The organism is Flavobacterium sp. (genome assembly GCF_029242675.1).
Lineage (GTDB): Bacteria > Bacteroidota > Bacteroidia > Flavobacteriales > Flavobacteriaceae > Flavobacterium.
In genome coordinates this window covers 1-6,434 of the sequence record NZ_JAQWTM010000275.1, presented here as the reverse complement: position 1 = coordinate 6,434, position 6,434 = coordinate 1, and the positions used below count along the sequence as shown (strand labels likewise).

Here is a 6,434-nt window from a genome sequence, read left to right as displayed (position 1 = left end):
CTGTAAAGTTAAAGGGTGTAATCGCGTATACAAAACCTTCAAGAGGACGGTATTCTAGACGGTTCCACATGTCTGATGACGATGCTGGTTGGTCAGCATAAATTTGAGTCATGAATTCTACGTTAAAACGTAAAAAGTCAATCAGCTCACAAGAAGCATCAATCTCTGCTTGGTGAATATTTTTAGATTGCGCGATCATTGTCGCTGCATTGATTCTAGCTCTGTAAGGTCCTGCAATTAGCTCTGCTGCTTTCAAGAAGATAGCTGCACGTTGCTCCCAAGCCATGTTTGCCCACGCTGTTCTAGATTCTAATGCATTTGCAATAGCTTTTTCAACATGTGATTTTTCAGCTAGGTGATAAGTTCCTACGATATGTTTGTGATCGTGAGGAGCCGTCATGTTTTTTGTATTTCCGGTTCTAATTTCTTCGCTTCCGATGTACAAAGGAACGTCAATTTTAGAATTCCACATTTTAGTATAAGCTGCTTGTACGGCTGCTTTTTCAGGTGAATTTGGTGCGTACCCTTTTACTGGTTCATTTACCGCTTTTGGTACGTGAAAAAATCCTTTTAGCATGATATTGTAATTTTTAAATCTGTTATGAGACAGATAAGATTAGAAAATTGTAACAACAAACTACTCAAAAATAGTTTGAATAATTCGTGATACAGCAAAAGTACAAAGGATTAATTACAATCTTGTCAAATAAAACAGAAGAAGCTAGAAAATATTATAAAGGGTTTTTAATTAAGTGCAAATGGAGCAGCCAATTTAAAGTTAGGGATAGCTACTTTAAAGTTTCGAGTGCTCGTGAAGTTGACCATATTAAAATACCCTTTCATACCTCCAAAAGGCGATGAGAGTAAACAGCCTGAACTGTAAGTGTGTTGTTCACCAGGTCTTAAAATTGGTTTTTTGCCAATGACTCCCTCACCATCAACTTCTTCTTTATCGTTTAAGGAGTCATAAATATCCCAATGATGAGTCATGAGCTGGACCGTGTCATTACTATGGTTTTCTATTGTGATGTGGTAACTAAAGGCATATTGCAGTTTGTAGTTTTGGTAGTAGGTACCTTCAAAACTAGTTACTACAGATATTTTTATGCCGCTTGTTATTTGAGATACCATAATGACGAACTTAAAGTGAGAGATTATCAAAAATACGTAAATTGATTTTAAATAGGTCTTGCTACTTTTGTTTTTTAATTGATAATATTGATCGAGTTAGCATTTCCTTTACCGATTACGCGATCGTATCGATCAATACTTTCCTTGTAATAAACTAAAATTGTATATTCATTTTCAGTTTGATAAAAATTACCGTCAATGGCGTCTTCATAATCAATCTTGCCTTTTGCATCAGCAATAGTATATTCATAATTGGTGAAACCTTGTTTGATTAAAATCGCCTTTTCATAAAGGCCTTTTTTACTGTTATACTCCATTTTGAACTCGGGAGTCAAGCTGTAGTTATTAAACATTCCAACTACATAAATATCTTTGTCTGATTGAAAAGCAGGTGCCGAAAGTGAGAAGTAAACCCATGCATAATCGGCTTCAATTGCATTGTTAAATCCATTAATATTTTTTACAACAAAATTACCATTGACATCTTGATAAAAAGTATAGGGCAAATTAGCTCTTGCCGTATTTGTATAAAGCAGTGAACTGTAAATGGCTGTACTAGAATCCGATCGAGAGACATTGTTACCAGCGGCTCTTATATCCTTGTTTTCAAAATAATGGAATTCGTTTCCAGCCCAAAATTGGGTTTCACTGTCGTATTTATACACTAATTGATTGCCAATTGTGTATTGTGGTACAATGGTTTTAATAGCATTGTTGATTTTTCCGTTTTGCATTAGTAACACTTTTATGTTTTTCAATGGATTTTGAAAATTGATCGTGCTTGAGTTGATGCTGAAATCGAGGTTGTGTTTCTGTTCTATATTGCTCAATGTTCTGCTTCGTTTTACTTGAATTGGAACCGAAGCTAGATCTTCGTAAAGGATGAATTTTCTTGAGAATAGGACTTCTCTGTCCTCATTTAAAATCTTTAAAATATAATTACCGCTAATCAATAGTTGTTGGGTAAACTTGTTGGGTAGGGATAAGGTATAGTGCGAATAAAGTTGCAGCGCATTGAATGAGTTGCTGTAGTCTTGGATTCGTTGGTTGTCAAATCCTTGTAAGTATTCGTTTTTAGGAATTGCAGTGGGTACCCAATTGTAATCGCAATGAACAATTTCGTAGTAGTAATCGGCTTCGTTGCCAAATAGGTCATCGAAAACAAATTGAAAACCATTACCTAAGGGAAATATAGGAACGACATTTTGATTATCCTGCAAAAAGCTAACTGTCTTAATATTATAAGGCGGCGCTATTTCATTTTCTACTTGTGAAAAAGCAGACTGTAGTGAAAATAGCAAAACGATTGTTATTCTGATAAATGATTTAAGCATACGGTATGAGTTCCTAATTGCAAATATAACTAATTAAATAGTGCTATTATTATGCCATTTATGAATTCACTCAGGTAGATTATCTAAAACAAACCGGAATTATCTCTCCCTTGGCTAAAAACTATTTTTCTAATAATTCAGGCACTATGGTGTCTTCTATATGACAACCTATAAGTTTTCGTAATGAACATTCAGATTTTTTTGTTTTTGCAATTTTGTTTATTGTTTAAGGAAAATAATATTTGTGTGTATTTTCTGTTAATTAAATCAAAAGGTTGTTAAGAATTAAGAGTAATCGTCCTATTTTTACTTCAAACAAACCAAACATATGAAAAAAATTAACAAAGTAGTACTCGGAGCAATGTTATTTCCTGTAGCTGTTTTTGCACAGCAAATGGATTATTCAAAAGCGATTCCGTTTGATTCAACTGTAAAAACAGGTAAATTAGAAAATGGCTTGACCTATTACATCAAGAAAAATTCCAAACCAGAAAAGAAAGTAGACCTTAGGTTAGTAGTTAATGCTGGTTCCATCCTAGAAACTGACGATCAACAAGGATTGGCACATTTTATGGAACACATGTGTTTTAATGGAACTAAAAGATTTCCTAAAAACCAATTGGTCGATTATTTGCAAAGTATCGGCGTGAAGTTCGGACAGCATTTAAATGCGTATACCAGTTTTGATGAAACCGTTTATTTTTTACCTATTCCATCAGATGACCCTGAAAAAGTAGAGAAAGGATTTCAAATTATTGAAGATTGGGCTTTTAATACAGTCTTAACACCCGAAGAAATTGACAAAGAAAGAGGCGTAGTGCTAGAAGAATATAGATTAGGGTTAGGAGCGGGTAAAAGAATGCAGGGGCGATACATTTCAAAAATGATGCATGATTCTCATTATGCAGAGCGTTTGCCAATCGGTCAGAAAGAAGTCCTTGAAAAGTTTAAACACCAGTCATTGATTAATTTTTACAAAGATTGGTACCGACCAAATTTGATGAGTGTTATTGTTGTGGGTGATATTGACGTTGCCGAAATGGAGAAGAAAATCATCGCTCATTTCTCGACCTATAAGAATCCATCAAAAGAAAAACCAAGAAAGGTATATGACGTGCCTAATCACAAAGAAACTTTTGTAGCAGTCGAGAGTGATAAAGAAGCGTCTAGTGCACAAGTTCAGTTACTTTATAAAGACTATAGCGGTCCTAAGCAAATGAAAACATTGGGTGATTTTAAAAATTCTGTTGTAGAAGGATTGTTTGCGACTGCACTAAATTCACGATTAGATGAGCTTACCAACTCAGCCACACCTCCATTTACTTACGGGTTTTCTTATTACGGTGGTACTTTTGCCAGAACTAAAAAAGGATATCAATCAGTTGCCATGTCTCAGGAGGATAGGCAATTAAGTGCTCTTAAAGTTTTAGTAACTGAAAATGAAAGAGCAAAGAAATTTGGTTTTACTCAAGCAGAATTAGACCGTGCAAAGTCAGAATTTTTGGCTTCGATTGAAAAAACCTATAATGACAGAAATAAAACCAATTCAATAAATTTTGTTGGTGAGTTGCAAGCTAATTTTTTAGAAAAGGAACCTGTTCCTGGAATTGAATGGACTTATGAAACTTTAAAACAAATACTACCTTTGATTACCGTACAAGATATAAATGGTTTGATCAAAGAATATGTAAAAGAGGATAATCGTGTCATTGTATTGACAGGTCCTGAAAAAGCAGGGTTAAAAAAAGTTACTGAACAAGAAGTATTAGATGCTTTAAAAGTAAATACAGATGAGTTAAAACCGTATGAAGATGTAGCCGTAGCTAGCAGTTTGCTTCGAAATGAAGTAAAAGCGGGAAGTATTGTAAGTCGTGAAAGCAATGCTAAAATTGGTACAAAAACACTAATTTTATCAAACGGCGTAAAAGTAACCTATAAGAATACTGATTTCAAAAATGATGAAGTTCTTTTTGAAGCGGTTAGTCTTGGTGGATCTAATTTATACTCAAATGAGGAAATGAAAAAAGTTCAATTTGCAAATGGAGCTTTGGCGGAAGCCGGATTCTCTGGATTAAAATTGAATGACATTAATAAGTTCATGACAGGGAAAATAGCCCGTGTCAATCCTTATATAGGGAATAGTACTGAAGGTTTAAGAGGAAATGCGACACCAAAAGATTTAGAATATTTATTCCAAATGACCTATGCTTATTTTACCGATTTGAATCTAGATCCAGAAGCTTTTGAGGCTTTCAAGCAAAAGCAATCAAGTTTTTTCAAGAATATGGCTGCACAACCTCAAAACTTTTTTCAACAAGAGTTTTATACTTATTTGAACAAGGAAAACCCAAGATTTAACGGAATTATGCCTACCGAAAAATCATGGGCTGACACCGATTATAAGTTGGCCTACAATAAATACAAAGAGCGTTTTGCTAACGCGGCAGATTTTGAGTTCTTTTTTGTAGGAAATGTAGATGATGCTACTATGGAGGCTTATGCTACTAAATATCTAGCGTCATTACCCACTACTGATAAAAAAGAGAAAACAGTTGACCTTGGATACCGTATGCTAAAAGGTGACTTGAAAAAAGTAGTAAACAAAGGAACAGACCCGAAAAGTAATGTAACCATCATGTTCTATGGTGATGCTAAATATTCAGCTAAAGATGCGATGAGTATGCAAGCTTTAGGAGAGGTTTTGACAATCAAGTTAGTAGAGCAATTGCGCGAAAATGAAAGTGGTGTTTATGGAGTATCTGCAAGAGGAAGTATGAATAAAATCCCAAATGGATCTTATAATTTCACGATTGGTTTTCCTTGTGGACCAGAGAATGCTGAGAAATTAACCATTTCAGCATTAAAAGAGTTACAAAATATTATCGACAAGGGTCCAGAAGAAAAGGATGTAGCTAAATTTAAGGAAGGTGAATTGGCTGATTTTAGAAAAGACAGTAAGGAAAACAGATACTGGTTGTCAAATTTCACAAGATCATACACAAATGGAAACAGTCCAGAAGACATTTTAAAGTTTGAAGAAATGGTTAATGCAGTTACTGCTAAGGATCTTCAGAATATCGCAAAACAATACCTTACTAAAGATAAAGTTATTGGAATGTTGATGCCTGAAAAAAAATAAAAACACAGGTCATAAAACTGAAAACCTGCTACAAGTAATTGTAGCAGGTTTTTTTATAAAAGCTATTATTTAAAACAAACCGGAATTATCTCTCCCTTGGCTAAACAATATTTTTCTACTAATTCAGGCGCTATGGTATTGGTGTAATCTTCTTCTACTACCGTAAAACCAATGCTTCTTAATTTATCAAAATAATCACGACCATAAATACGTACGTGATCGTATTGACCAAAAATCTTTGCGCGTTCTTTTTGATCGGTAATCGTATCATCTGCAAAAGTGGTAGCCCGTTTTAAATCCTGCGGAATTTGTAAAATTGCCATTCCGCCTGGTTTCAGGACACGATACAATTCCTGCATGGCTTTTGTATCATCCGGAATATGCTCTAAAACGTGGTTGCAAAGAATTACGTCATATTGATTGTCTTTAAAAGGCAAATTGCAAATGTCCGCTTTCACATCCGCCAGAGGCGAAAACAAATCGGTTGTTGTGTAATCTAAGTTTTTTTGATTGCGAAATAGTTTGTAAAATGCTTGCTCCGGAGCAAAATGTAGTACTTTTTTAGGTGCTGTAAAAAAGTCGGTTTTATCATTTAGGTACAACCATAACAAACGGTGTCTTTCCAGCGAAAGTGTACTTGGTGAAAGCACATTGTTTCGCTGCGTTTCATAACCGTACGGCAGCATCGATTTAAAACTTTTGCCATCAATAGGATCAGTGAATTTATCTCCCTTTAGAGAAAAAGCAATAATAGGACGTGCCACATAGCTCAATCTAATTAATAAGGGACGAGGAATGGTATTGAGTACGAGTTTAAATAATTTTTTCAT

Annotated in this window: 5 protein-coding genes; 1 reads left to right on the top strand and 4 read right to left on the bottom strand. The window is 34.6% G+C overall.

Annotated elements, in window-relative coordinates; all coding sequences use genetic code 11:
- The 3 genes from P8M54_RS10115 to P8M54_RS10105 form a co-directional block, all read right to left on the bottom strand.
- On the bottom strand, positions 1-577 hold a 577-nt coding region (locus tag P8M54_RS10115), incomplete at its 3' end, for an aldehyde dehydrogenase family protein (RefSeq protein ID WP_300287705.1).
- 167 nt (positions 578-744) lie between these two features.
- Entirely contained in the window at positions 745-1,131 is a 387-nt protein-coding gene (gene apaG / locus P8M54_RS10110) for a Co2+/Mg2+ efflux protein ApaG (RefSeq protein ID WP_300287703.1), read from the bottom strand.
- Positions 1,132-1,205: 74 nt separating this feature from the next.
- Complete coding sequence (locus P8M54_RS10105; RefSeq protein ID WP_300287702.1) at positions 1,206-2,465, bottom strand: DUF5103 domain-containing protein; 1,260 nt, start codon at positions 2,463-2,465, stop codon at positions 1,206-1,208.
- A gap of 328 nt (positions 2,466-2,793) precedes the next feature.
- Here P8M54_RS10105 and P8M54_RS10100 point away from each other — a divergent pair, with 328 nt between their 5' ends.
- The gene (locus tag P8M54_RS10100) at positions 2,794-5,604 is read left to right on the top strand and encodes a pitrilysin family protein (protein ID WP_300287701.1); all 2,811 of its coding nucleotides are present in this window, start codon (positions 2,794-2,796) and stop codon (positions 5,602-5,604) included.
- A 65-nt stretch (positions 5,605-5,669) separates the two neighbouring features.
- Here P8M54_RS10100 and P8M54_RS10095 read toward each other — a convergent pair.
- On the bottom strand, positions 5,670-6,434 hold a 765-nt coding region (locus P8M54_RS10095), incomplete at its 5' end, for a class I SAM-dependent methyltransferase (RefSeq protein WP_300287700.1).

Coding starts and splice junctions, on each gene's coding strand:
- apaG (WP_300287703.1), bottom strand. CDS start 1,131: ATGGTATCTCAAATAACAAGCGGCATAAAAATATCTGTAGTAACTAGT.
- P8M54_RS10105 (WP_300287702.1), bottom strand. CDS start 2,465: ATGCTTAAATCATTTATCAGAATAACAATCGTTTTGCTATTTTCACTA.
- P8M54_RS10100 (WP_300287701.1), top strand. CDS start 2,794: ATGAAAAAAATTAACAAAGTAGTACTCGGAGCAATGTTATTTCCTGTA.